This window comes from Labedaea rhizosphaerae (assembly GCF_004362825.1).
GTDB classification, from domain to species: Bacteria; Actinomycetota; Actinomycetes; order Mycobacteriales; family Pseudonocardiaceae; genus Labedaea; species Labedaea rhizosphaerae.
In genome coordinates, this window is record NZ_SNXZ01000005.1 from 88,199 (window position 1) to 112,235 (window position 24,037).

The window sequence follows — 24,037 nt, forward strand, 5'->3', positions numbered from 1 at the left end:
TCCTCGCATGCCTTGGCGATCCGGGTCCACCGGCGAGCGAGCCGGCCGAAGTACCGACACCCGCACCCAGCACGATTCGGAGCAGCGAGCATGAACCCGACCTACGACTTCAGCGGCCAGGTCGCCTTCGTCACCGGAGCGAGCTCCGGCATGGGCCTGGCCACCGCCCGCGCCTTCGCCGAATCAGGCGCCGCGGTCGCCTTGGCCGACATCAACGAAGGCAGCCTGAGCACGGCCGCGACCCAGCTCACCGACCAGGGCCACCGGGTGCTGGCGCTCGCCTGCAACGTCACCGACGAGGGCCAGGTGGCGGCCGCGGTCGACCGCACCGTGGCGACCTTCGGCCGCCTCGACATGGCCTACAACAACGCCGGCATCCAGATCCCGCCCGCCGACGCCGCCGAGGAGAGCGCCGAGCAGTTCGACCGGGTCAACGCCATCAACCTGCGGGGCGTCTGGGCCGGCATGAAACACGAACTGCGCCACATGCGTACCCAGGGCAGCGGCGCGATCGTCAACTGCTCCTCCCTCGGCGGCCTGGTCGGCATCCCCGGCCGCGCGTCCTACCACGCCACCAAACACGGCGTGATCGGCCTGACCGGCAGCGCCGCCCTCGAATACGCCCCGCGCGGTATCCGCATCAACGCCATCTGCCCCGGGACCATCGACACCCCGATGGTCAGCGACATGATCGCCAAAGGCGAACTCGACCGCGCCGAGGCCAAAGCAAGCCAGCCCATCAACCGCCTTGGCACCGCCGAGGAGATCGCCCAGGCCGTGTTGTGGCTGTGCAGTCCCGGAGCCAGCTTCGTCATCGGCGTGGCCCTGCCCGTCGACGGCGGGTACGTCGCCAGGTAGCCGGCCATCCCGGCCGGTGCCATCACACACATCAAGCAACCGGAAGGATTCTCGTGGAGTTCATCGCCAAGCAGCCCACCAGCAAGGCCCCGGACGAGTGGTTCACCGGCGACGTCTGGTGGGACGTCATCGTCGCCGGACACGAACCGTCCCGGATGCGGGTGAACCTGGTCCGCTTCTCCCCCGGCGCCCGCACCAACTGGCACTCCCATGCCGTCGGGCAGACCCTGCACGTGGTCTCCGGCGTCGCGCTGATCGGCACCCGCGACGGCACGATCTTCCAAGCCCACCCCGGCGAAACCATCAGCTGCCCGCCCGGCGAGGAGCACTGGCACGGCGCCACCCCCGACCGGTTCATGGAACACCTCGCCATGTGGGAAGGCACCGGTGACGAGACCCCGGAAACGACGTGGGCCGAGCCTGTCACCGACCAGCAGTACAACGGCCCCCGCACGCTCCACCCGTAGCGGCCCTGGCCCCGGTGTTGCGGGCTCGAATCGACACGACAATTCTTTTTGCTGAACCGTGCGCCGACGCGGGCCGTATGACCGTTGTGAGCGCCATTGCGTCGAGTAGCCTGCTCTGCGACCGACGCCCGGTCTCGAGCAAGCGGGACGGGGCACCCGAGCAGGCGGTGGCGATCGTGTCGATCGTGAGCAGGCGCTCCCACCGGGCGGGACGTGCGCCCGGGGAAGAGCAACTGCGTGCGCTCTACCAGGAGCACGGGCGCAGCCTGCTCGCGTACGCGATGCGGCTGACCGGCGACCGGGCCGCGGCCGAGGACGTCGTGCAGGAAACCCTGCTGCGGGCGTGGAAGCACCGCGACGAGCTGAGCAGCGGCAAGGGCTCGGTGCGCGGCTGGCTGCTCACCGTCACGCGCAACATCGTCACCGACCGCGCGCGGGCCCGAGCGGCTCGCCCGGCCGAGGTCGACCAGAAGATCGACGTGCCGTCCACGGACCTCGACCCAGCCGACAAGGTGGCCGACAGCATCACGGTGCTCGGCGCGCTGGAGCGGTTGTCGCCCGACCACCGGGCCGTGCTCGTCGAGCTCTACTACCGGGGTCACTCGGTGGCGGAGACCGCGGCGTTGCTGGGAATCGCGCCCGGTACCGTGAAATCGCGGGCTTACTACGCGGTGCGGGCCTTGCGGTCCGACCTGGTGCAGACCGAGGAGGTGCGGCGATGAGTACTTCCCCGAACGACCCGACCCAGCACGACCGCACCGTGCTCGGCGCGTACGCCCTGGGCGTGCTGGACCAGGCCGAGGCCCGTGAGGTCAGCGCGCACCTGTCCACGTGCGTGGACTGCCAGCGCGAGGTCAACGAGCTCGGCCAGGTCCGCCCGCTGCTGGACTCGGTGCCGCCGGAGGCCTTCCTCGACGGGCCGCCCGAGAACGACCTGGTGCTCCAGCGCGCCCTGCGCGAGGTCCGCCGCGAGGCACCGGCCCAGCGCAACTGGGGTCCGGTCGTGCTGGGCCTGGTCGCGGCCGTGGCGCTGGCGATCGCCGTGGGCGGCGGCATCCTGATCGGCCGCCAGACCGCGTCCACGACCGTCGCTGGTGCCCCAGCCACGACCATCCCCGCGAACGCCCGCGTTGCCACGGTCACCGACCCCACCACCGGCGCGACGATGAAGGTCACGCTGGTCCCGAAGGCCGGCTGGGTGACGGTGACCGCCAAGGTGTCCGGGGTCCCGGCGGGCACGAAGTGCCTGCTGCAGGTCGTGCCGCGCACCGGTGAAGCGCAACTGGCGGGCAGCTGGAAGGTCTCGCCCCAGGGTGCCCGGGAGGGCACGACCCTGCAGGGCTCGGCCCTGGTCGACCCGGCGGCCGTGCAGTCGGTCCGCGTGGTCACCACCGAGGGCCAGACCGTGGTGACCGTCCCGGTCTGAGATTCGCCGGCGCTGGGGTGTCGATTCCAGGGCACCCCGTTCGTGGGTAGGGCAAGAGGCAGTTTCGAGCCCGGCCCAGGAGCGCGACCATGACCAGCAACACCGTGACTGACACCGCGACCGACACCGTGACCGCCACCCTGACCTTCGCCGTCCCCGCCGCCACGGTGTTCGGGGTGCTGGCCGATCCGACGACGCACGCCGCCATCGACGGCACCGGCTGGGTGCAGGAGTCCGTCGACCGGGCGCCGCTGACCGCGGTGGGTCAGGTCTTCCGGATGGACATGCACCACGCCAAGCACCCGGACGGCGACTACCAGGTGGTCAACCAGGTCGTGGTGCTGGACGCGCCCCGCGCCATCGGCTGGAAGACCGGCACCGTGGCCGAGGACGGCGAGATGGTCTTCGGCGACTGGATCTGGCGCTACGACCTCGTGCCGCTCGGCCCGGCGACCGCCGAGGTCACCCTCAGCTACGACTGGTCGGCCGTGTCGGCGGCGCGCCGGGCGGTCATCCAGTTCCCGCCGTTCGGCCCCGACCACCTGATCAACTCGTTGCGCCACCTGGCCGAACTGGCGGAGCGGGCCGAACTGGCGGAGCCGGCGGCACTGGCGGAGCCGGCCTGACCGCCGAACCCGGTCACGCGAGGGTGATTTGGCCGTTCGCCACGCGAACCTCGCGCGCCGGCAACGGTTTGCTCGCCGGGCCCGCGGCCACCGAGCCGTCGGCGACCTTGAACTTGCTGCCGTGGCACGTGCAGTTGATGGTGCCGCCGCTGACGTTCGCGACCACGCAACCCTGGTGTGTGCACACCGCCGAGAAGGCCTTGAACTCACCCTTCTTCGGTTGCGTCACCACGATTTGCTGGTCCTTGAACACGGTGCCGCCGCCCACCGGCACGTCGGCGACCGCGCCCAGGGCCGCGCCGGATGGGGCCGCGGGCTCGGGTGCGCCGTACCGGGTGCACCCGGCCACGAGGGCGACCCCGCAGCCGGCGCCGCAGGCCAAGGCCGCGCGTCGTGAGATGGTCATCAGAACCGCACCCCGAACTCGGTGAAGAACCACAGCGACGACGTCAGCCACAGGCCGGTCAGCCCGGTGAACGCCAGGCCGCCCAGGACAGGCAGTGCCCAGCCCGGCTTGTCGTCGCGGGACAGGACGATCATCTTGGCGACGAAGATCCCGTAGAAGAAGCAGCCCAGCAGCGAGTGGATCAGCACCCGCGGGCTGGCGGTGTCGAAACCCAAGGCGTACAAGCAATGCGCGGCCACCGGCAGCGACACGACCACCGCGGCCCGCCCGCACCAGCGGTGCAGCGCGGCGACGACCTTGCCGTCACCGCGCACGCCGGGCAGCTTGCCCCACATCGCCAGCGCCGACAGCAGTTGCACCACCGTCAGCACAACGGCCAGCGTCGCCAGCCACGCCTTGGCGTGCAAGCCGTCGCTGAAGCCGGAGATGTTCAGCGCCTGCCCGGTCGGGTCGTGCAGGTTGGCGTAGACCCCCAGCGCCACCAGCACGAGCGAGCCCACGGCGAACGCGATCACCATCGTGCGCAAGCCTCCCCGCGACGGCGCGGCCGGCGGCGGGGGTGGCGCCAGAACCGCTTGCTGCGCGGGCCATTCCTGCGGGATCGGGCCGGTCGCGTCGTAGCCGCGGACCGGCTGGGTCACGTCCGCCGGCTGGTCGCCGGTCGGCCCGAAGCCCTGCGGGGGTCTGGTCGTCATGGCCGTCTCCTAGAACGTCTCGTCGCCGGTGACCGGGGCCGCGGTGAGGGCCTGACCGTCGACGGTCACGCCATCTCGTCCGGGATCGAGCACCGGCGCGGACTTGCTCGTGGTGCCAGTGGTCTCGATGCCGACCTGGCTGCCGTCGGGCAGCACGATCCAGCCGACCGTCGTCGAGCCGTTGCGCGCGCGGTACAGCCCGGCGGGCGGTGGCGCGACCGCGATGGTGAAGGCATAGTCCTTCGTGGACAAGGTGATGGTGCCGGTCAGCTTCTTGCCGTCGAGCCGGCCGACGAGCCGGCTCTTGCCGCTCTTGGACTTCAGCTCGACGCGGCCGTCCTTGGCGCTGCCACGCAACCACGCCTCGACGTCGCGGCCGTCGCACAGGTAAGCGGCCGACTGGTCGCCTTTGATGGCAACGGCAATCGCGATGTGGCTGTTCGTCGCCTTGCCCGCGAACACCACCTGCTTCGGGAACTGCGGCGGGGGCGGCGCGGGTTTCGTCGTGCCAGCCGCGGAGGTGGCCGAGGTGACCGGCGGCGCGGCTGTGGAGCTCTGCACCGCCACGCCTTGCGCCTTGCCCTTGGCGCCGGTCACCAGGCCACCGGCCGAGTTCGCGGTCATCAAGCCCAGCAAGCCGCCCAGCACGACGACGGTGGTGATCACCGGACCGCGATGCGCCATGACCTTCTCCTGTCCACTCGCGATGATGAGATGAGCCCGCGGCCCGCTCGGCAGATACACGGACACGGCAGCGGACCGGTTCAGTCAGGTTCCGGCGAGGATTCCCTCGCAGGTGCGCACGAGCACGCGGCACGCGTCCGCGGCCCGCCGGCCGAGCACCGGGTTCTCGGCGTTGCCCTGCCAGCGCCGCAAGGCGATCGACGCCGCCCGGCGCAGGTCGGCCCGGTCGGCGTGCGGCTCGAGACCCAGCCGGACCGCGGGGGCGCCACCCTCGTCGCCGAGCAGCCGCTGCGCGTCCACCGCCATGGGCTTGGGCAGCGTCACCGCGCCGGAGCGCAACGCGGCCAGCAGGCGCAGCTCCGCGAACTCGTGGGTCGCGGTCAGGATGCGTTCGAGCTCGGGCGCGAGCCGGTACGGGTCGCCGTCGGCCCGGACCATCCGGTCCAGCGCGAGCACCGCCGACCGGGCCTTGAGCAGGTCGCGCCGCTCGGCGAACTGCACGCGCAACACCCGCTGCAGCTCGTGCAGACCACTGCGGGCCACCAGTTCGCCGGCCAGCGCCGACGGGCTCGCCGCGCCTTGGCGGATCAACGAGGTGGCCAGCCGGATGCCGAAGAGCCCGAAGCGCCCGACCAGCGCGGGATCGCTCGTGCGTTGGAACCGGTCGGCCGACAGCAACGCGGCCTCGAGTTCCGGGCGGGGCAGTTCGGCCAGCGCCTTGACCGCGGCGAACTCGTCCTGGCGCAGTGTCCGCCCGGTGAACGCGAGCAGCCCGGCCACCGCGACGACGTTCTGGCACAACCCGCGCAGGGCGGGTTCCGACCGGTAGCGGGTCGCGATCGCGCGCGCGGAGAACATGGCGTCCACCCGGCCACCCGCGATCTCGTCGGCCCGGGAAATGGCGGCGACCGTGTTCACGGCCGTGGCCCGCGCGACGCCCTGGTCGCGGAAGGACTCGAGGAACTGCGCGTCGGCGACGTGCAGGTGGCGCATCAGGTAGACGACGGCGTCGGCCTCGGTCGGCGTCTCGTCGTCCGGTTCGAGGAACCGCGTGGTGCGCGCGGAGTTCGCCGCGTCGATCGACGCGACGCCGGGCGTGTCGATCAACGTCATCTCGCGCAGGCTCTGCGCGGGCCAGTCGACGACCAGCCGGTCGACCCGCTCAGCGGGCACCCCGCCCATGTCGATCTCGAGGACGCCGCCGGTGCGCACCACGGGCAGCGGCACCGGCGGGCCGTCCAGCGGTTGCAGGACGACCCGCGGGGTCGCGCCGGCCCGGTACCAGGTGACGACGCGGGTGCACTCCCCCGCGTCGGTCGCCGCGATGGCCTCGCCGACCAGCGCGTTCAGCAGGGTCGACTTGCCGGCCTTGACCTTGCCGGCGATCGCGACCCGCAGCGGCTCGTCGAGGCGGTGCAGCTGGTGGCCGAGCGCCGCCGTGGCCCGCGGGTTGGTGCGGTAGGCCGACAGCGCGTGGTGCAGTAGATGGCGCACCGAGGTGATCAGGTGCTGGGTCATGTCGCGGCCCCCGGCAGCAGTGCGGACGCGTGCTTGCGCACGGCTTCGAGCCGGTCCAGGGCGAGCTTGATCTCGGCGAGCCGGGCGTCGCGCTCGGCCTGCGTCGCCTTGACCGAGTTCTTGGCCGCCTGCAACGAATCCTGCAGCGACAGCTTCAGCTGGTCGGCCTGGGCGGTGAAGTGGTCGCGCAGCACGCGCTGCACCCCACGCAACATGTCGCGGGAGTCCTTGCCGACGTGGAAGGTCACGTCGTCGATGTAGCGGCGCAGCACCACCTTCGCGTCGGCCTGGCGCTTCTGCACGATGCGCCGCCGTTCGTCGCCGAGGGTCTTGCGGCCCATCAGCAGCCCGGCGCCGACCGTGATCGGGTTCAGCAACGAGAACCCGACCAGGGTGCCGAACATCCCGAACATCAACATGCCCATGTAGCCACCGCGCACGCCGGTCAGCAGTTGCCTGCCGAAGCCGAACGGCTCGCCGTCCTTGACGGTCATGGCCCGGATCGAGCCCAGCGCCTGCGACGGTCCGGGCCGCTCGATGCGCAAGGAGGGCAACAGGTGCGTGCCCTCGGCGTCGAAGTGCTCGGCCACGCGACCGGCCAGCCACCGGGCCCGCTGGGTGGCCCACACGAAGTTGGCCGACGCCGCCGCGGCGGTCGCCTGCTGCACCCACGTGGTGAACTGGTCCCACGTCTTGCTCGGGTCGCCGTTGTCCTGCAACGCCTGCTCGGCCTCGCGGGTGATCTCCCGCAGCCGGTCGCGCAGGTCGTAGTCGATGTCGGCGTTGAGGTCGGCCACGCCGTCGTTCAGCGTCTGCTGCCAGCGCGCCGACCGCTCCTTGAGCGCCGTCGCGCGCGCCTCGGCGGCGGTCAGCTCGCGGATGACCTCCTGCACGCGTTCGGGGTCGCGCTGCGCGACCGCCTCGGCGTCGAGGGTGGACACGACCTGCTCGAGCACGGCCAGCACGTCGTGCACGGTGGAGCGGCACGCGAGTTCCCCGGCCCGCGCGAGCACCTTCTCCCGCAGGTAACGCACCAGCTCCGGGAACCCGGACTCCGCCGAGAGTTCCGCGTCACCCGTGGTCAGCGCGTGCCAGCGCATGCTGGCCGACACAGGGAAGACGTCGGCTTCGATGCCGGCCCGCGCGAGGTGCCCGCGGTCGAGGTCGAGGATCTGCCGCCAGTGCGGGTACAGGTCGGCCTTGGTGAGCACGCACGCCACATTCGGGCAGGCCGCCATGGCCGTGCGCAGGAAGTCCAGTTCCGGCGCGGTGTACTCCTGCGAGGCGTCGGAGACCAGCAGCACGGCGTCGGCCGACGTCAGCGCCGCCATCGTCGCCGCGCCCTGCACGGAGCCGAGCCCGCCGACGCCGGGGGTGTCGACGAGGACCAGCCCGCCCTCGAGGATCGACCGCGGGATGTTCACCTCGACCCGGCTGATCCGCTGCCGGTGCTCGTCGCGGTTGGGCGACTCGCACGCGTAGCGGGCCAGCTGGTCGAGCGGGACGGGGATCCGCTCGGTCTCACGCACGATCGCCACCGACGGGGTGGCGGCGTGCGCGACGTGGGTGGGCACGGCGGTCGACAGGTCGTCGAGCACCGGGCACACCGGCGCCCCGACGAGCCCGTTGACCAGCATGCTCTTGCCCTGCTTGAACTCGCCGACCACGAGCACCCGCACCCGCTCGTCGGCGAGCCGGTCCCGGGTGCGCGCCAGGCGCGCATCCAGGTCCGGCCGGCTCAGTCCTTCGATGGCGGTGCGGGCCAGCTCCACGGCCCGCACCAACCGCTCGTTCGCGGCCACCGGGCTCACCCAGCCGCCGCGGGGTCGAAGGCCCCGTCGTCGGCGAAGTCGTCCGCGTGGTCGTCGATGCTCGCCGTGTGTTCGGCGGGCGGTTCCTCGACCGCCGCCTCCACGGGAGCGTCCACCGGGGTGTCGTCGAACGCCGGGTCGGGCGCCGGGTCCTCGATGTGATCGGTGGCGTCCGGTGCCGGGTCGGTGACGACCTCGTGGTCGGTGTGCACGTTGGTGGGACCGCCCTCGTTGAACGAGTCCTCGACGTTGGTCACGTCCACGTCGGTGTTCGTGCTGTGGTCGTCGACGTTGGTGGTCGTGTCGTTGTCCTGCACGGCGACGACGTTGGTGTCGTCGTCGGAGTTGAACGAGTCGATGACCGTGGTGTCCCGGTCGTCGATGTCGAGCACGTTGATCTCCCCGATCGACGTGTGCGAGCTCGCGTCGACCTCGGTGACCTCGTAGTTGTTGTAGATGTGCTGGACGGCGTGCACCGGGTCCTCGTGGTGCCCGCCCCCGCCCCCGCCGCCACCGCCGTGCCCCGGCTTCGCGTGCACCGAGCCGTCGTCGCACATCATCAGGTGCGCGTCACGCACGTCCTGCCCGGTGACCCCGTGCAACCCGTGCTTGGCGAACGCCCCCTCGGGGTCGCGGTTGAACTCCTCCCTGGCCTTGCCGTTGTGCATCAGGCTCAGCAGGAAGTTCGCGATCTCGGATAACGCCGTCATGTCGATCTCCTCCGTTTCCGGTGCGTGGGCGTGGCTCATGGCCGGGACGCGATCAGCGGCCCCGGCCACGGCCGGCCCCGGTCACACGTCGAAGTCCGCCATCGCGTCGTCGATGCGCTCGTCGACGTCCACGTCGAAGTGGTTGTCGGCGTGCTGGTCGCTGTCCGCGTCCTGCACGGTGGTCTGGTCGGAGTCCAGGTCGTTGTCCTGGTCCGAGTCCTGGCTCGAGTCCTGGTCGCTGCTCTGGTCGGCGTCGACGTCCACGTCGGAGTCGGCGTCGCCGCCGGCGCCACCGCTCGCGTCGGCGTTGCCACCGTTGCCCGCGATCCCGCCGTTGCCACCGAAGCCGGTGCCGTCGCCACCGGCGCTGTCGCCGAAGTTGACGTTCACCTGACCGCGCTGGTCGATGTCGCCGCCGTCGCCGCCCAGGCCCAGCCCGGAACCGCCGTCGGCGCTGCCGCCGTCGCCGCCCAGGGCGATGCCGCCGTTGCCACCGTGGCCACCGACCGTGGTGGTGTCGGTGTCGGTGTTCTGGTCCTGGTCGTTGTCGAGCACCGCGCCCTGGTCGGAGTCCTGCTCCGCGTTCTGCGGGTTGACGTTGGCCGACTCCTGCTCCTGGGCGGAGTCCTGGTCCAGCACGGACCGCAGGTCCACATCGGACACGTTGGCGAGGAACTGGCTCAAGTCGATCGGCACTGGGTTGGTCATCACGCACTCCTGATCAATCATGTTGGGGCGTAACGACTCCGCTCGGGGATCTCGTGACGCCGGCCGTCCGTTGTCGGTTCGGCTGACACCAAAGCTAGGCGGGTCAAGGCATCCCGCCATCGGGGTTGCCTCCGGTACCGCGGCGCGCGGCCCCCGGGGTGGGCACCGGCCGGACCCGGGCTTATAGGGGATTTCCCCGCAACCGTGCAATCCGGCTGAACCGCGACGATGAATTACTCGTCTAGGGGCAGTAGTAAGCCATGTCCCGAGGAGGAGAACGAGATGTCGCACCAGGTCAGCGTCGATCTCGGCGCCACCAGTACTGCCGCGGCGGTGTGCCGGGCGGGCCGGGCCGAGCTGATGCCGCTTGGCACGCGCTCAGCCTTCCTGCCTACGGTCGCGTTCGTCAACGCGGATCGCACGGTCGCTTTCGGACAGCAAGCACAGGCGTTGGCGCCGACCGACCCGGGCCGGGTCGCGCGGCAGTTCACCCGGCGCATCGGCGACCCGACGCCCTTGCGCCTCGGCGACGCCTCCATCCCCGCGGAAGTGCTCGCGGCCCGGTTCGTCGGGCACGTCCTCGCGCAGGTCGCGGCCAAGACGGGCGGCGCGCCCACGCAGGTCGCGCTCACCCACCCGGACGCCTGGGGCAAGCACCGGCTGACCTCGCTGCGCAACGCCCTTGTCGCCCAAGGACTCGGCGCGGTCGTGTTCTTGTCGGCCGCGCAGGCCGCCGCGGAGGCGCACGCGAGCAGGATGCGGGTGCCGGCCGGCCGGGTCGTCGCGGTCGCCGACCTCGGCGGGTCCGCGATGACGGCCACGCTGGTGCGGGCCACGCCCGACGGGCGCTTCGCGCAGGCGGGCGCACCCGAAGAGGTGGAGATCGGTGGGCTCGACCTCGACGAGGTCGTGTTCGAGCACGTGCGGGCCGCCGTCGGCCCCGCGTGGGACCAGCTCGACCCGGCCGATCCGGCGCTGGCCGCGGGCTTCGCCCGGCTACGCACCGAGTGCGAGCTGGCCAAGGAGGCGCTTTCGGCGAACACCGACGTGCAGATCCCCGTTGAGCTGCCGGGCATCGACACCTCCGTGCGGCTCACCCGCGCCGAGTTCGAGGAGCTGATCGCCCCGGCCGCCGCCGAGCTCGCCGCGGCGCTGGAACGGGTGATCGGGGACGCCGATCCCGTCGCGGTGCTGTTGGTCGGCGGCACGGCACGCATCCCCTTGCTGACCCAGGTGGTGTCGGCGCAGCTGAACCGGCCGGTCACGGTGGCCGCCGACCCGCAGGGCGAGGTCGCGCTCGGCGCGGCGCTGGCCGTGGGCCGGGTCCAGGCCCCACCCGAGGAACCGACCAAAGTGGAGGTTCGGCCGATGCCGGCCGATCCGGTGGCCCTGCCCGCGCCCGACCGGCCGCCGCTGCCCGTCGTCGTGTCGCCACCAGCGGACAAGCGAAGCGGGCGACTGTTCGGTCTCCCCCGCACCACGGTCGGCATCGCGGCCGCGGCCCTGGTCGCGACGCTGGCCGGCGGCACGATCGCGCTCGCGAGCTACTACCGCCCGTCGGGTGCGGGGGCGGACACCGGGACCAGTGTGACGTCCACAGTGGACACCACAACGCCCAGGACCACCACCAGCACGACGACGCCCGAGGAGCCGGTGACCACGACGCAGCGCCGCCGCACCACCCGGCAGGCGCCGCCCGACACCACCACGACGGACGAGACCACCACCACGACGACGGACACCACGACAACGACGACCGACGACACCACCACGACCGGCACGACGACGACCGAAGCCGCGGCACCGGAGGACCACGTCGCGCCGGTCACGGACACCGGCGGAACAACGGACGCACCATGACCGCCCAGGTTGCCCGCGACCGCGGAATTGCGCCGTCGCGGGTGACTTCCGTGCCACAGCGACGAAACCGGCAACCAACGACGCCCGAGCGCCATCGACCAGAGCAGCACACCATGACCGTCGCGTGGACCACCGCAAGGACCGGCATGGGAGCGCGACCCGACGACCAGCCAATCGCACCTCGAGAAGCGGGGTGCCCGAACATCGGAGAGGCCATGACCGCTGCGGGGACCGGCATGGATGCGCAGTGGGCCGATCGCGCGTGGCGCGCCGGCGACACCGCTGCCGCCATCGAGGTGGCCGACCACGTGCTCGCCACCGACACCGACCCGGACCACCTCGCCGCAGGCGTCGCCGCGGCCGCCGCGGCCGCCGACGGCGCGCTCGGCGAGTCCGCCGACCGCTGGCGCCACGTCACCGAGGCGCTGCCCGGCGTGCCCGGCGCCCTCGCCGGGGGCCGCGCGGCGCTGGCGGCCGCCCTGATCGGCGACGCCGCGGCCGCCGACGCCGACCTCGCCGCGGCCCGCGACCTCGTCCCGGGCGCGGCCCCACGCGGGCTGACCGTGTTGTTCGACGCGGTCGAGGCGACCACGGCGGCGATGCGAGGCGAGTTCACCACCGCCGCGCGAGCGCTCGCGGGGCTCGCCGTCGCCACCGTGGCCGCCGACCCGATGGCCGCCGAGCGCTGGGACGAACTCGCCGTGGCCGTCACGATCGCCGGGGGCGCCGACCGGACCGCGGCCGACATGCTCGCCGCCCACGGCGACCAGCCGACGACCACCCGGCGGCGGCTGCTCACCGCCTGGCTCGACCTGCGTGCCGGCCGGCTGGCCGATGCCCGGGCGGGGCTCGCCGCCGCCGGCGGGACGCCGACCATGCGCCGCGACGCCGTGCTGGCCGCCGCGATCACGGTCGGGCTGGCCCGCCGCGCGGGCGACGACGAAGCCTTGCGCGCCACCTGGTACCGCGTGGTGCCGGTGATCTCGGGGGCCGACGTGGAACCGCTGCTGCTCGACGCGTGGGGTGAGCTCTCGGTCGGCGCCGCGCTCGTCTCCCCCGCCGAGTGCGCCACGATCGTCGCGTCGATGGAGACGGCCATCGCCCGCGCGGGCCGCCCGGCCTGGGCCCTCGCGGTGCACACCTGGTGGGCCGTGCAGCGCGCCGCCGCCCTGGACGAGCCGGTCGACCTGGTCGCCGACGAGTTCGACGGCTGGTTCCCGGTCCGCGCGGCGGCCGCCCGGTGCTGGGCCGTCGTGCTGAGCGGCTCGTGCGACCCGATCGCGGTCCGTGCCGCCGCTCAGGCCCTCACCGAAACCGGGCAGCCGTGGGAAGGCGCGGCGTTGTGCGCGGCGGGCGCCCGTCGCCTCGACGCCCAGGCGGCACGGGAACTGCTCGCCGCCGGCCGCGCCATGCGGGCCACGATCGTGACGGCGCGGGCGTCGGCCGGCGGACTGTCCACACGCGAACGCTCGGTGGGCGAGCTGCTGCTGGACGGGTTGACCCACAAGGAGATCGGCGCGCGGCTCTACATCTCGCCGAAGACCGTCGAGCAGCACGTGGCCCGATTACGCCAGAAGCTGCTCGCCAGCAACCGTTCCGAGCTGGTGGCCGCGCTGCGGGTCAAGTTGAGCTGACGGCAAAGGCGCCGCGTGTCGTCCGCGGCGCCCTTGCCTCGACAACCCGAAGGCAACCCAGCGGGTCAAGCTCTTCTGTTTCGGCCCAATCGCAACCGCACCAGCACGATCAACCCCACGGCGGCCATCGTCGCCGCCAGGTACGGGAACACCGTCGACAGCTGCGCCACCGCACCGAGGAACGACTGCCCGAACAAGAGCGTCGCCACGGCGATCGCGGTCACGATCAACGGCGGCTGCGCCACGACCGTGAAGAACGCCGACCGGTTCGCCGCGATCGCGGCCAGCACGCAACCGGCCACCACCGCCGCGGGGAAGTATGGGCCACCGACCAGGCCACCGACGCCGGCGACCGCCGTCGCACCGGCGGCCACCGCCCACCACGGCAAGCCTTTAGTTGACACAGGGCACCTCACTGGCATCGATCGGGTGTTCGTCGGCGGTCTGGTTGATGCGCTGCACGACGACGGAGCTCTTGCCCTTCTTCGGTGGCTCCGGCTTCCCGGTCCGGCCCGAGCCGGTCGAGCTCTGGTGGTCCGCCAGCAGTTCCTGGACGAAGGAGCGCACCTGCGCCGGGTCGACCTCGACGGCGCTGCCGTCGTACGGCGTGGGCAGGTCGGGGCGGATCGTCGGGATGGTGAAGAAGCGGACCCGGTCACCGGTCAGGCTCTGCAGTTGCTGCGCGAACGAGACCAAGTCCCAGTTCTTGTCCAGCACCACGGCGTTGGTCAGCGAGTCGACGAGGCTGGTCACCTTGCCGGGGTCGGTGAGCGTGCCCGCGCTGAAGATCCGGTTGGCCAGCCCGGCCAGGAAGGCCTGCTGGCGGCGCACCCGGTCCAGGTCACCGCCCGGCAGGCCGTGCCGCTGCCGGACGAACTTCAACGCGTCCACGCCCTTCAGCGTCTGCTTGCCCGCCGGGAAGTACGCGCCGGAGTACTTGTCGTGCACGGACTCGTTCAGGCAGACCGGCACGCCGCCGACGGCCTTGGTGATCTCGCTGAACCCGTAGAGGTTGATCTCCGCGTAGTGGTCGACGCGCAGCCCGGTCAGCGCCGTCACGGTGGCGATCAGGTTGCGCCGCCCGGCCGTGGTGGCCTGCTTCTCGGCGTCGGCCTGGCCGACCCCGTTGTTCAGCAACTCGGTCAGCTTCGCGTTCTTCGCCCGCGCGTAGGCCGAGTTGAGCTTGTGCGTGCCGAAGCCGCCCGCGATGTCCACATAGGAATCCCGGGGCAGCGAGACAGCGAACGCGTGCTTGGTCGGGTCGGCCGGGATGTGCACGACCATCATCGTGTCGGTGTTCTGCTCGCCGTCGGCGTTGCCCGCGCGCAGTTCGTCCAGCACCTCGCGGGAGAGCGGGTGCCCGTGCGCGTCGGTCCGGCTGTCCACGCCGACCAGCAGGATGGTGGTGTCCTCGGCCGGGCGCGGCGCCAGCGTCGGCGACCCCGGCGGCATGGGCACCCCTTGGTCACCGGCCACGATCACGTCGTCGGTGACCAGGTTGTCCACGGCGCGGTGGTAGGTGTAGTAGCCGAACGCGATCGCGCCGAAGAGCGCCGCCGACATCGTGACGACGACCGTGCGAGCGGTCCAGCGCAAGGTCTTGTTCATCTGAGGTAGTCCGTCAGCAGGGCGGGCCGCAGGTGGTCGTGCCTGGCTTGGGCCAGGAACGCCGCGACGTCGCGGTGGAAGCTGTGCCGGAAGTGCATGAGCACGATCGAGCCGGGCCAGAAGTGGTGCGACCCGGCGTAGGCGATGTGCCCGTCGTTGATCTCGCAGTCCCAGTGCACGTCGTACTTCGCGCCCGCCGCGGCCGCCGCCGCCAGCGTGTTCTTGTCGACGTTGCCGTACGGTGCGCGGAACAACGTCGGGCGCTTGCCGAACTTCCTGGCGTAGAAGTCCGACACCGGGCCGATCTCCGCCCGCTGCGCGGCGAGCGGCATGCCCTTGAGGTTCGGGTGGGTGGCGGTGTGGTTCTCGATCGCGCCGCCGGTCTCGTCGCGCAGCCGGCCGAAGAACACGGCGTCCGCGTCGACGTACTGCTTGGTCAGGAACATCGTCGGCCTGATGTGCGCCTGCTTGAGCACGGTGATCATGGACGGGTCGCGCACGGCGCCGTCGTCGATGGTCAGGAACACCACCCGGTCCTTGGTCTCGACGTCGAAGACCGTCTTGGCCGGGACCACCTTCGGCTTGGGCCGGGCGGCCGGGCGCACCGTCGGCGCGGGCGGCAGTGGCACCCAGGCGGACCCGGCCGCGACTGGGGTGTTGCCGGGAACCACCTGCGGGACGACCAGTGCCGCGAGCGCCGCCACGAACGCGGCCGACGCGGCGAATCCCCGATAGCGGAACCGAGCCGAGCGGTGGATCATGTCTCCCCCAGACGATCGTGTCGAACCCCTCGTCTGCGACCGTATGGACGGATTCCGGCTGGCAGCCGTCGGTCACGTAACAGCCACCCCGCAGGTGTCCCGCGGCCGTGTAACAGCGGCGCGCTCGCGGGTGGCCGGACCAGGTCCGACGTGGTGTGCTGGGCCCCGGAGAGGAGTGGCGGATGGGTCGCGCGGCTGTGGGGGCGGGTTGCTGCGCGCTGCTCGTGCTACTCGTGCTGCTCGCCGGCTGCGCCACCACCGGCGGCGTCCAGCTGGCCGGGCCCGCCGCCCAGGTCAAACCGCCACCGACCTCGACGCCGCTGCCCAAGGGCACGCCGCCGTCGGAGGACGCGGTCGCCGTGCTGCGGGCCGACCCCAAGCTCAACGCCAAGATCAAGAGCACCCTGGTGCCCTGCGAGGACGGTCACTACCCGATCGACGACCGCTACAGCGACCTCACCGGCGACGGGGTGGCCGACCTGATCGTCACGCTCATCCCCTGCCTGGTGGTGGCCAAGCAGTCGGCCGCGGTGACCGCCCGGACGCTGCCCGGCTACGCCGCCTACATCTACAACATCAAGACCCACCCGGCGGTGCGGATCTTCACCTCCGAGGACGGCGGCGTGGAGGTCGTCCCCGAGTCCGACCGGATGTTCGCCGTGGTGCACAGCCGCTACCTCGTCAGCGACGACCCGTGCTGCCCCACCGACCAGTCGTTCCAGCTCTACCGGTGGAACGGCGCGAAGTTCGTCGAGACGAAGAAGTGAGCCCCATGCACGTGTTGCTCGTGGAAGACGACGACGTGATCCGCGAGGCGACCCAGCTCACGTTGGAGCGCAACGGTTTCACCGTGACCGCGGCGGCCGACGGGATCACGGGTCTCGCCCGCTACCGCGAGCAGCAGCCGGACGTGGCGTTGCTGGACATCATGCTGCCCGGCATGAACGGCGTCAGCCTGTGCCGCCAGATCCGTGAGGAGGGCCCGACCCCGGTGATCATGATGTCGGCACGGGTGGACCCGGTCGACGTCGTGCTGGGCCTGGAAGCCGGCGCGGACGACTACGTGACCAAACCGTTCGACGGCACCGTGCTCGTCGCGCGGATCCGGGCCGTGGTGCGCCGGATGGTCCGCGCCGCCGAGCCGGCCGACGACCGGCCGGCCGAGAACGTGTCGCGCTTCGGTGAGCTGGAGGTCGACCGGGAAGGGCTCGAGGTGCGCCTTGCCGGCCGGCCGGTGGAGCTGACGCCGACCGAACTGCGCCTGCTGCTGCGGTTCGTGGACGCGCCGGGCACCGTGCTCACCCGTGAGCTGCTGCTGCAGCAGGTGTGGGACTACGCGTGGGGCGGCGATTCCCGGGTGGTCGACGTCCACGTGCAGCGGCTGCGCGCCAAGATCGGCCAGGACGCCATCGAGACCGTGCGCGGCTTCGGCTACAAGCTCAGGAATGGGCCGTGAGGCTGTTCCCGCAGAGCTTGCGCTGGCGGTTGAGCGCGGTCATCGCGGTGGTCAGCGTCCTGGTCGCGGTGGCGCTGAGCCTGTTGGTGCGCACGGAGTTCAGCCGGATGCAGCTGGCCGACGCGCGCCGCGTGCAGGACGAGCGCATCCAGCTGGTGGTGCGCGACTACGGCCTCTCCGGCGACGCCACCCTCGGCGCCGAACTGGACTCGACGTCGATCCCGGCCGAGCTCCGCGCCGCGGTCAAGGGCGGCAAGCGCGCCACCTACCTCGAACGCGACGCGACCGGTGCGTGGATCTGGGCGGCGGCCGAGACCAACGGCAAGGTGCTGTCGCTCAAGACGTCCTATGCCGACCGCGATCGCGCGCTCGACCGGCTGGACGAGGTGCTGACCATCGGCTCGGCCGGGGTGCTCGTGCTGGGCTCGCTGCTCGGCATCGTGCTGGGCAGCAGGCTCTCCCGGCGGCTGCGCAAGGCGGCGTCGGCCGCGCGCAAGGTGGCCGAAGGTGACCAGGAGACCCGGGTCGGCGCCACGATCGGCACCCGGCCCCGCGACGAGACGACCGAGCTGGCCCAGGCCGTCGACGCGATGGCGGCCGCGTTGCGCGCGCGGCTGATCGCCGAGCAACGGGTCACCGCGGACATCGCGCACGAGCTGCGCACGCCGGTGACCGGGCTGGTCACCGCGGCCGAGTTGCTGCCGCCGAGCCGCCCGGCCGAGCTGGTGCGCGACCGGGTGGGGGTGTTGCGCCGCCTGGTCGAGGACATCCTCGAGGTCGCCCGCCTCGACACCGCGGCCGAGCGGGCCGACCCGGTGGAGCTGGAGCTCGGCGAGTTCGTGCGGCGGGTGGCGTCGATGAACCCGGACGCCGAGGTGCGCGTCACCGGCGAGCAGCAGGCCCGCACCGATCCGCGCCGGCTCGAACGCGTGCTCACCAACCTGCTGATCAACGCCGAACGCCACGGTGCGCCGCCGGTGGAGGTCGAGGTGGACGGGCTGACCGTGCGCGTGCGCGATCACGGCCCCGGCTTCCCCGACGAACTGCTGCGCGAGGGGCCCAGCCGGTTCCGCACCGCGAGCAGCGATCGCGGCGGCGGGCACGGCCTGGGGCTCACGATCGCCTCCGCGCAGGCCCGCGTCCTCGACGCCGACCTGCGGCTGGCCAACGCCCCGGACGGCGGCGCGCTGGTCACCCTCGAGCTGCCGGACCGTCCATAACCGTCCAGCTTCGTCCAGATCGCGGCACCCAACGCCCTGAGCACTGCTTGTCTCTCCTGGTCCGAATCGCCGACAGGGAGGAAGCGCCATGGAGACGACCACCAAGATCAGCGTGAAGATCCGCAAGCTGGAGAAGCTCGAGACCACCGGCCAGCGGGCCAACGGCTGATCTCGTCCACCGGCCGGGCCGCCGCCCAGTGCCGGCGGCCCGGCCCCGCTTCCTGGAGGTCCTCCCGTGCTCCGGCCGCGCATCAAGAACGTGCACAGCCCCTTCGCCCTGCCTGACGGTCGCATCGTCATCGGGCTCATGCAGTACGGCGTCGCTTCGGAGATCGACGACGACGAGAACCACACCATCGAGCGGCTGCTGGGTCTGATGGACGGCACGCGCTGCTTCGAGGACATCTGCGCCGACCTCGCCCGCACCCACCCGGGCATCGACGCCAACAGCGTGCGCGACGTGATCGCCGACCTCACCGCGTCCGGCTTCGTCGAGGAGGGCGCACCCGGGTTGCCCGCCGGTCTCACCGAACGCGAAGCCGCGCGTTACGAGTCGCCGCGCCACTTCTACGCGTGGATCGACCCGACGCCGCGGTCGTCGCCGTACGAGGTCCAGGCCCGGCTGAAGGACTCCTCGGTGGTGGTCCTCGGCCTCGGCGGCACGGGCTCGGCGGTCGCGTCCGGACTCGTCGCGAGCGGCGTCGGCGCAGTGCACTGCGTCGACTTCGACAAGGTCGAGGAACCCAACCTGTCCCGCCAGCTGCTCTACAGCGAGGACGACCTCGGTCAGCCCAAGCTCGAAAGCGCGCTGAACCGGTTGGCCGCCATGAACTCCCTGGTCGACGTCACCGGCACCGAACTGCGGGTCGGCGGCGAGGACGACCTGGTCGAGCTGATGGCCGACCGCGACGCGCTCGTGCTGTGCGCCGACGAGCCCAACCCGGACATCATGCGGTGGACCAACGCCGCCGCCCTGCGCACCGGCACGCCGTGGTTCGTGTCCCTCTACACCGGACCGATGGCCGTCGTCGGCGCGTACCACCCGGGCGCCACCGGGTGCTGGGAGTGCCTGCAGCGCCAGGAGAACGCGCGGGAGTACTTCAGCAACAACCGCCCGCTGTTCCCCCACGGCCGGGAGAACGCCGTCGTCGCCGCGAGCGCGATGGTCAGCGGCCAGCTGTGCGCGCTCGAGGTCGTCTACTACCTCGGCGGCCTGCCCACCCAGGTCAGCGGGCGCGTGCTGCACTGGAACTTCGCCAACTGGGACCACCACTACTTCATCGACATCCCGCACGACGCCGACTGCCCGACGTGCGGTACGGCGACAGCAAGTACAGGGACGGGCGGTACCGCCACGTGACCGCGCCTGCCGCCATCGGCGCCGGCACGACGCTGGTGCTGCACCCGCTGGTGAACCGGCTCGATGACGACGACCCCGAGGTGTCGGTGGTCGGCCGGGCCGCGCTGGGTGAGTTCGTGGAGCTGCCGACCGTGGCCGCCGAGGCCATCGCGTTGCTCGCCGACGGCCACCCGATCGGCGCGGCGGAGGACGAGATCGAGCGCCGCCACGGTGCCCGGCTCGACTTGGCCGAGCTGGCCGAAGCGTTGGTGGAACTGGGTTTCGTCGCCTCGGTTGACGGCGAACCGGTGGCCGGGCCGACCGAGCCCGCCGAGCACCTGCCGTGGCTGACCCGCAAGCACGTGGCGTGGCTCTTCAGCAGGCCGATGGGCGTGCTGTGGTGGGCGCTCGTGCTCGCCGCCGTGATCACCTGGGTTCGTGACCCCGGCACCCTGCCCGCGGCGAGCGACTTCTACTGGTCGCCCTTCGTCGGGCTGGTGGTGCTGGTGAACACGGCGATCTTCTCGGTGCACCTCAGCCTGCACGAGCTGATGCACCTGGCCGCGGCGCGGTCGTACCAGGCACCCGCGCGGATCAGCTTCGCCACCCGGCTGCACCACCTCGTTGTGCAGACCGACGTCACCGCCGTCTGGGCGGTACCGCGGCGGCAGCGTTATCGGGTGTACCTGGCCGGCATGTACTGGGACCTCGCGGTGATCTGCGCGTGCACGGTGCTCGCGACCTACGCCGGGTTCACCCCCGGTGTCACGCACCTGCTGAACGCGGTCGCGCTGGTCGTGTCGTTCAGCCTGTTCATGCAGGCGCACGTCTACATGCGCACCGACCTCTACTACGTGTTGATGGAGCGGCTGCGCTGCCGGAACCTGTTCCAGGACAGCGTCGACTACGTGGCCCACCTCGGGCGCCGCCTGCGCGGCAAGGACAGCACGGACCCGACGACCGAACTCGCGGCGCGGGAACGGCGTGCGGTGCGGCTGTACGCGATCGCCATGGCCCTCGGCAGCGTGATCGCGGTCGGCGTGTTCGCCTGGTACGGACTGCCCATCCTGGTCAAGGGCATCACGCTGGCCATCTCCGGGCTGAGCCACGGTGTGGCGGGCGGCAGCATCGCCCACGCCATCGACAGCGCCCTGATCGTGCTCGTGGAGGGCACGTTGCAGGTGATCTTCATCGTCACGTTCGTGCGCCGCCACCCCCGGTTGTTCCGATTTTCCGCACAACTCACAGGAGGTAAGCAATGACCCAGTTGCTGGAGCTCGCGCCACGGACGGTGGACGAGACCATCGTCGAGTCCGATGTGGACTTCGTGCAGACGCTGGACGCGTCGGTCAACGACCGCGGCCGCTGCCTGATCACGCTGCCCAAGGTCACCTTCCCGGCCGACTGCTAGCCAGGCGGTCCACGCAGGACGGCCGAAGACCACGGAGATCGACGCTGCGGCCGATCTCCGTCACCGGCCGGGCCGCCTGTCCCCCAGTACGCGGCCCGGCCCCCTACTTGACGAACCGGAGTTGATCCCATGAACGATCTTCTGGAGCTCGCACCGCGACAGGTGGCAGACGCCCTGCCCGAGACCGAGGTGGACTTCGCCCAGACGCTGGATTCCACGGCGCAGGACCAGGGCCGGTGCCCGGTCACGATCCCCCGCATCACCTGGGGCGCCGGCTGCACCTGACCCGCCAGGGGCACGACGACTGGCGGCAACACCGATGAACGACCGGGGGCGGTTGCTGAACACACTGCCCGATTGTTGGCAAGGGGGTCAGGCATGCAAGCACGGGTGCGCGAGCTCGTCGACGGGCACGACTACGACCTGTGCGACGACCATGTCTGGCTGACGGTCACCCCGGCCGGGTTCGACTACCCCGAACACGGCTGGAAGTTGCACATCTCCACCAGGGCGGCGACCTTCGACGCCCTGGTGGAGAAACTGGTGCCCGCCCTGGTCGCCGAGCGGTGCGCGTTCAAGCTGGCCCGGTCGGTCGCCGTGCTGGAGGAGCTCAACGACGGGCACAGCCACCCGGCGAGCGTCGGCAAGGCGTTCACCGTCTACCCGCGGCCGTCGCAGGTGCGGGCGCTCGGGTTGTCGCTCGCGCAACTGTTGCGTGGCCACGAAGGTCCGCCGGTGGTCAGCGACCGCCGGGTCGACCCGGACGCACCCGTCTACTACCGGTACGGCCCGATGCGCGGCGGGCCGTTGTCGCTGGACGCGCACGGCCGCTTCGGGATGTGGGTGGCGGGACCGGACGGCGACCGGTTCGACGCGCTGGCCGGGTTGCGTTACCGCCGGCCTTCCTGGGCTCAGGACCCGTTCGCCGACGACACTCCGACCGGCCCGATGGTGCTGGGTCCAATGGTTCTGGCTGGACAGTACCGAGTGGACAGTGGCATCCGGGAGGCCGCGCCGGGCAACGTGTACCGCGCGACCGATCTCCGCGACGGCACCGCGGTCGTGGTCAAGCAGGCGCGGCCCTTCGTCGGCGAGCGGGTGCAGGCCCCGGGGCGCGACCGGCGGCTGCTGATGCGCAACGAGCGCCGGGTGTTGCGGGTGCTCGACGGGGTCGAGGGCGTGCCCCGGTTCGTCGACCACTTCGCCCAGGGCGGCGACGAGTTCCTGGCCACCGAGGATCGCGGCGGCCGGTCGCTCGACGAGGCCGTGCGTGCCGACGGACCGCTCGCCCTGCCGGAGGTGCTGGAGCTCGGGCACCGGCTGGCGACGGTCTTGCGCGCGGTGCACGACCGCGGTGTCGTCATGCGGGACCTCACACCCGCCAACGTCGTGCTCGACGGTATGGCGGTGTCCCTTGTGGACTTCGGGATCGCGGCGTACGACGGCTTCCACCTGGCCGGTCACACGCCCGGGTACGCCCCGGCCCGCCAGGTGCGCGACGAGCCACCCCGCGAGCTCGACGACCTGCATTCACTCGCCATGACGCTCGCGTTCGCCGCGACCGGCTACGACCCGGTCGACGACGCGGAGGTAGCCCGGGTCCGCGTGCTGCAGACCTTGCCGCGCCTCGGCGCGCCGGTCGAGTGGGGTGTGCTGGCCGACCTGCTCAGCGAGGACGAGGACTGCGTGCGGGCCGCGTTCGACCGGCTGGCCGACGGGGCGGTCCCGCGGCCGCCGTTGACCGCCATGCCCGCACCGCCGGACGTGACCCCGGACCGGTTGACCGAGATCATCGGCAATGTCCGCGCGGATCTGCTGTCCATGGTGGACGACGTGCTGCGGCCGGACTACCACGCGAGCAGCGAGCACGACCTCAACCTGCACGGCGGCGTGGCCGGGGTCGGCCTGGAATTGTTGCGGCACTTGGACATCGACGGCGTGCGCGAGCGGGTGACCGAACTGATCGGCTTCATCGACCGCGTGGCGCGGCGGATCCCGGTCTCCTCCGGCTTGTTCACCGGGCGCACCGGGATCGCGGTGTTCTTCGCCGAGGCGGCCGCCCAGGGCTTCGCGGTGCCCGCGTTCCGGGCGTTGACCGACGGGTGGCGCGAGCGCGGCCCCGACGTCACCGACGGCGTCGCCGGGATCGGGCTCGGGCACTTGCGGCTGCATCGCGTGACCGGCGATCCGGCGCACGCGGTCGTGGCCGCCGAGTGCGCGCGGCTGGTCGCGACGACCGCCGACCCGGAGTCGATGGTGCCGCCCGCGAAGCGCCTGCCCGGCGTCGACGGGTCGGCGGGCAGTGCGCACGGGCTCGCCGGGATGGTCGACCTCTTGCTGGCGCACGCCGACCACACCGGTGACGCGGCGGATCACGCGGTGGCCGCGTGCCGCACGCACGTGCTCGTCGCCCGGACCCGGTCGTTGATCAACGCCGCCCCGGCCGCCGACCCGCTGGCCGGCTCGTGGTGCCAGGGCCTCGCCGGGATCGCCCGCACGCTGTACCGCGCCGCCGACGTGCTGGGCGACGATTCCCTTGTCCCACCGGCCGTCGAGGCGCTGGAGGCGGCGGCGGAGCTGGCGCCACGGATGGCGACGCTCAGCCTCTGCTGCGGGGTCGCGGGCGTGGGCAACGCGCTGATCGGTGCCGGGCGCACCGAGGCCGCGCACGACCTGCTGACCACGATGGTGTTGCGCGGTGGCGGAACCGAGGCGCACCCGGTCTTCGTGGCGCCCTCGCCGAACACGCGATCGGTGTCGTGGGCGGGCGGGCTGGCCGGCATCCTCGGCTTCCTGCGCAGGCTCGCCGACGAGAAGAGCCCGGACCCGGTTCCTTAGA

At 71.9% G+C, this 24,037-nt stretch carries 25 protein-coding genes; 15 read left to right on the plus strand and 10 right to left on the minus strand.

The window, feature by feature from the left end; all coding sequences use genetic code 11:
- Positions 1-90: 90 nt before the first annotated feature.
- From EV186_RS27075 to EV186_RS27095, 5 genes are all read left to right on the plus strand, one after another.
- The gene (locus EV186_RS27075; protein ID WP_133852280.1) at positions 91-858 is read left to right on the plus strand and encodes an SDR family NAD(P)-dependent oxidoreductase; all 768 of its coding nucleotides are present in this window, start codon (positions 91-93) and stop codon (positions 856-858) included.
- A gap of 53 nt (positions 859-911) precedes the next feature.
- Positions 912-1,325, plus strand: coding sequence for a (R)-mandelonitrile lyase (locus tag EV186_RS27080; RefSeq protein ID WP_133852281.1), 414 nt, complete (start codon positions 912-914; stop codon positions 1,323-1,325).
- Between the two features lie 185 nt (positions 1,326-1,510).
- Complete coding sequence (locus EV186_RS27085) at positions 1,511-2,047, plus strand: sigma-70 family RNA polymerase sigma factor (RefSeq protein WP_243754304.1); 537 nt, start codon at positions 1,511-1,513, stop codon at positions 2,045-2,047.
- On the plus strand, positions 2,044-2,751 hold the full coding sequence (locus EV186_RS27090) for an anti-sigma factor family protein (protein ID WP_133852283.1): 708 nt from the start codon (positions 2,044-2,046) through the stop codon (positions 2,749-2,751). The genes EV186_RS27085 and EV186_RS27090 overlap by 4 nt, the downstream gene beginning before the upstream one ends.
- A gap of 89 nt (positions 2,752-2,840) precedes the next feature.
- Complete coding sequence (locus tag EV186_RS27095; RefSeq protein WP_133852284.1) at positions 2,841-3,377, plus strand: SRPBCC family protein; 537 nt, start codon at positions 2,841-2,843, stop codon at positions 3,375-3,377.
- Between the two features lie 13 nt (positions 3,378-3,390).
- Here EV186_RS27095 and EV186_RS27100 read toward each other — a convergent pair whose 3' ends face one another.
- The 7 genes from EV186_RS27100 to EV186_RS27130 form a co-directional block, all read right to left on the minus strand.
- Positions 3,391-3,783 (minus strand): Rieske (2Fe-2S) protein, encoded by a 393-nt coding sequence (locus EV186_RS27100; protein ID WP_133852285.1) that lies wholly within the window; start codon positions 3,781-3,783, stop codon positions 3,391-3,393.
- Complete coding sequence (locus tag EV186_RS27105; protein ID WP_243754305.1) at positions 3,783-4,478, minus strand: DUF6529 family protein; 696 nt, start codon at positions 4,476-4,478, stop codon at positions 3,783-3,785. Before EV186_RS27105 ends, EV186_RS27100 begins: the two co-directional genes overlap by 1 nt.
- Positions 4,479-4,487: 9 nt before the next feature.
- Positions 4,488-5,162: a hypothetical protein gene (locus EV186_RS27110; RefSeq protein ID WP_133852286.1), complete on the minus strand. Its 675-nt coding sequence runs from the start codon at positions 5,160-5,162 to the stop codon at positions 4,488-4,490.
- Between the two features lie 84 nt (positions 5,163-5,246).
- Positions 5,247-6,680, minus strand: a complete 1,434-nt coding sequence (locus EV186_RS27115; RefSeq protein ID WP_133852287.1) for a dynamin family protein — start codon at positions 6,678-6,680, stop codon at positions 5,247-5,249.
- Complete coding sequence (locus tag EV186_RS27120; RefSeq protein ID WP_243754306.1) at positions 6,677-8,482, minus strand: dynamin family protein; 1,806 nt, start codon at positions 8,480-8,482, stop codon at positions 6,677-6,679. The genes EV186_RS27115 and EV186_RS27120 overlap by 4 nt, the downstream gene beginning before the upstream one ends.
- A 5-nt stretch (positions 8,483-8,487) precedes the next feature.
- A complete protein-coding gene (locus EV186_RS27125) occupies positions 8,488-9,201 on the minus strand; it encodes a hypothetical protein (RefSeq protein WP_133852288.1) in 714 nt (237 codons plus the stop codon).
- An 81-nt stretch (positions 9,202-9,282) separates the two neighbouring features.
- Entirely contained in the window at positions 9,283-9,909 is a 627-nt protein-coding gene (locus EV186_RS27130; protein WP_133852289.1) for a hypothetical protein, read from the minus strand.
- Between the two features lie 282 nt (positions 9,910-10,191).
- Here EV186_RS27130 and EV186_RS27135 point away from each other — a divergent pair, with 282 nt between their 5' ends.
- Complete coding sequence (locus EV186_RS27135) at positions 10,192-11,769, plus strand: Hsp70 family protein (RefSeq protein WP_166659353.1); 1,578 nt, start codon at positions 10,192-10,194, stop codon at positions 11,767-11,769.
- A gap of 215 nt (positions 11,770-11,984) precedes the next feature.
- Positions 11,985-13,403 (plus strand): LuxR C-terminal-related transcriptional regulator, encoded by a 1,419-nt coding sequence (locus EV186_RS27140; protein ID WP_133852291.1) that lies wholly within the window; start codon positions 11,985-11,987, stop codon positions 13,401-13,403.
- Between the two features lie 65 nt (positions 13,404-13,468).
- On the opposite strand, the gene EV186_RS27145 is transcribed toward EV186_RS27140, so the two are convergent.
- The 3 genes from EV186_RS27145 to EV186_RS27155 are packed head-to-tail and all read right to left on the minus strand — an operon-like array spanning position 13,469 to position 15,772.
- Positions 13,469-13,807, minus strand: coding sequence for a DUF6542 domain-containing protein (locus EV186_RS27145; protein ID WP_133852292.1), 339 nt, complete (start codon positions 13,805-13,807; stop codon positions 13,469-13,471).
- Complete coding sequence (locus EV186_RS27150) at positions 13,797-15,011, minus strand: LCP family protein (protein ID WP_243754307.1); 1,215 nt, start codon at positions 15,009-15,011, stop codon at positions 13,797-13,799. Before EV186_RS27150 ends, EV186_RS27145 begins: the two co-directional genes overlap by 11 nt.
- Positions 15,008-15,772, minus strand: coding sequence for a polysaccharide deacetylase family protein (locus EV186_RS27155; protein ID WP_133852293.1), 765 nt, complete (start codon positions 15,770-15,772; stop codon positions 15,008-15,010). The genes EV186_RS27150 and EV186_RS27155 overlap by 4 nt, the downstream gene beginning before the upstream one ends.
- A gap of 182 nt (positions 15,773-15,954) precedes the next feature.
- Between EV186_RS27155 and EV186_RS27160 the strand changes: the two genes are divergently transcribed.
- From EV186_RS27160 to EV186_RS27185, 8 genes are all read left to right on the plus strand, one after another.
- Complete coding sequence (locus EV186_RS27160) at positions 15,955-16,539, plus strand: hypothetical protein (protein WP_133852294.1); 585 nt, start codon at positions 15,955-15,957, stop codon at positions 16,537-16,539.
- Between the two features lie 5 nt (positions 16,540-16,544).
- Entirely contained in the window at positions 16,545-17,228 is a 684-nt protein-coding gene (cseB, locus tag EV186_RS27165) for a two-component system response regulator CseB (RefSeq protein ID WP_166659354.1), read from the plus strand.
- A complete protein-coding gene (locus EV186_RS27170) occupies positions 17,225-18,448 on the plus strand; it encodes a sensor histidine kinase (protein WP_133852296.1) in 1,224 nt (407 codons plus the stop codon). The genes cseB and EV186_RS27170 overlap by 4 nt, the downstream gene beginning before the upstream one ends.
- A 235-nt stretch (positions 18,449-18,683) precedes the next feature.
- Complete coding sequence (locus EV186_RS27175) at positions 18,684-19,808, plus strand: HesA/MoeB/ThiF family protein (RefSeq protein WP_133852297.1); 1,125 nt, start codon at positions 18,684-18,686, stop codon at positions 19,806-19,808.
- Positions 19,805-21,049, plus strand: a complete 1,245-nt coding sequence (locus EV186_RS27180) for a hypothetical protein (protein ID WP_133852298.1) — start codon at positions 19,805-19,807, stop codon at positions 21,047-21,049. The genes EV186_RS27175 and EV186_RS27180 overlap by 4 nt, the downstream gene beginning before the upstream one ends.
- Positions 21,046-21,198: a hypothetical protein gene (locus EV186_RS39080; RefSeq protein WP_166659355.1), complete on the plus strand. Its 153-nt coding sequence runs from the start codon at positions 21,046-21,048 to the stop codon at positions 21,196-21,198. Before EV186_RS27180 ends, EV186_RS39080 begins: the two co-directional genes overlap by 4 nt.
- Positions 21,199-21,327: 129 nt before the next feature.
- A complete protein-coding gene (locus EV186_RS39085) occupies positions 21,328-21,483 on the plus strand; it encodes a hypothetical protein (RefSeq protein ID WP_166659356.1) in 156 nt (51 codons plus the stop codon).
- 93 nt (positions 21,484-21,576) lie between these two features.
- Positions 21,577-24,036 carry a class III lanthionine synthetase LanKC N-terminal domain-containing protein gene (locus EV186_RS27185; protein ID WP_133852299.1) on the plus strand — a complete coding sequence of 820 codons (2,460 nt, stop codon included), beginning with the start codon at positions 21,577-21,579 and terminating at the stop codon, positions 24,034-24,036.
- Position 24,037: the final 1 nt, after the last annotated feature.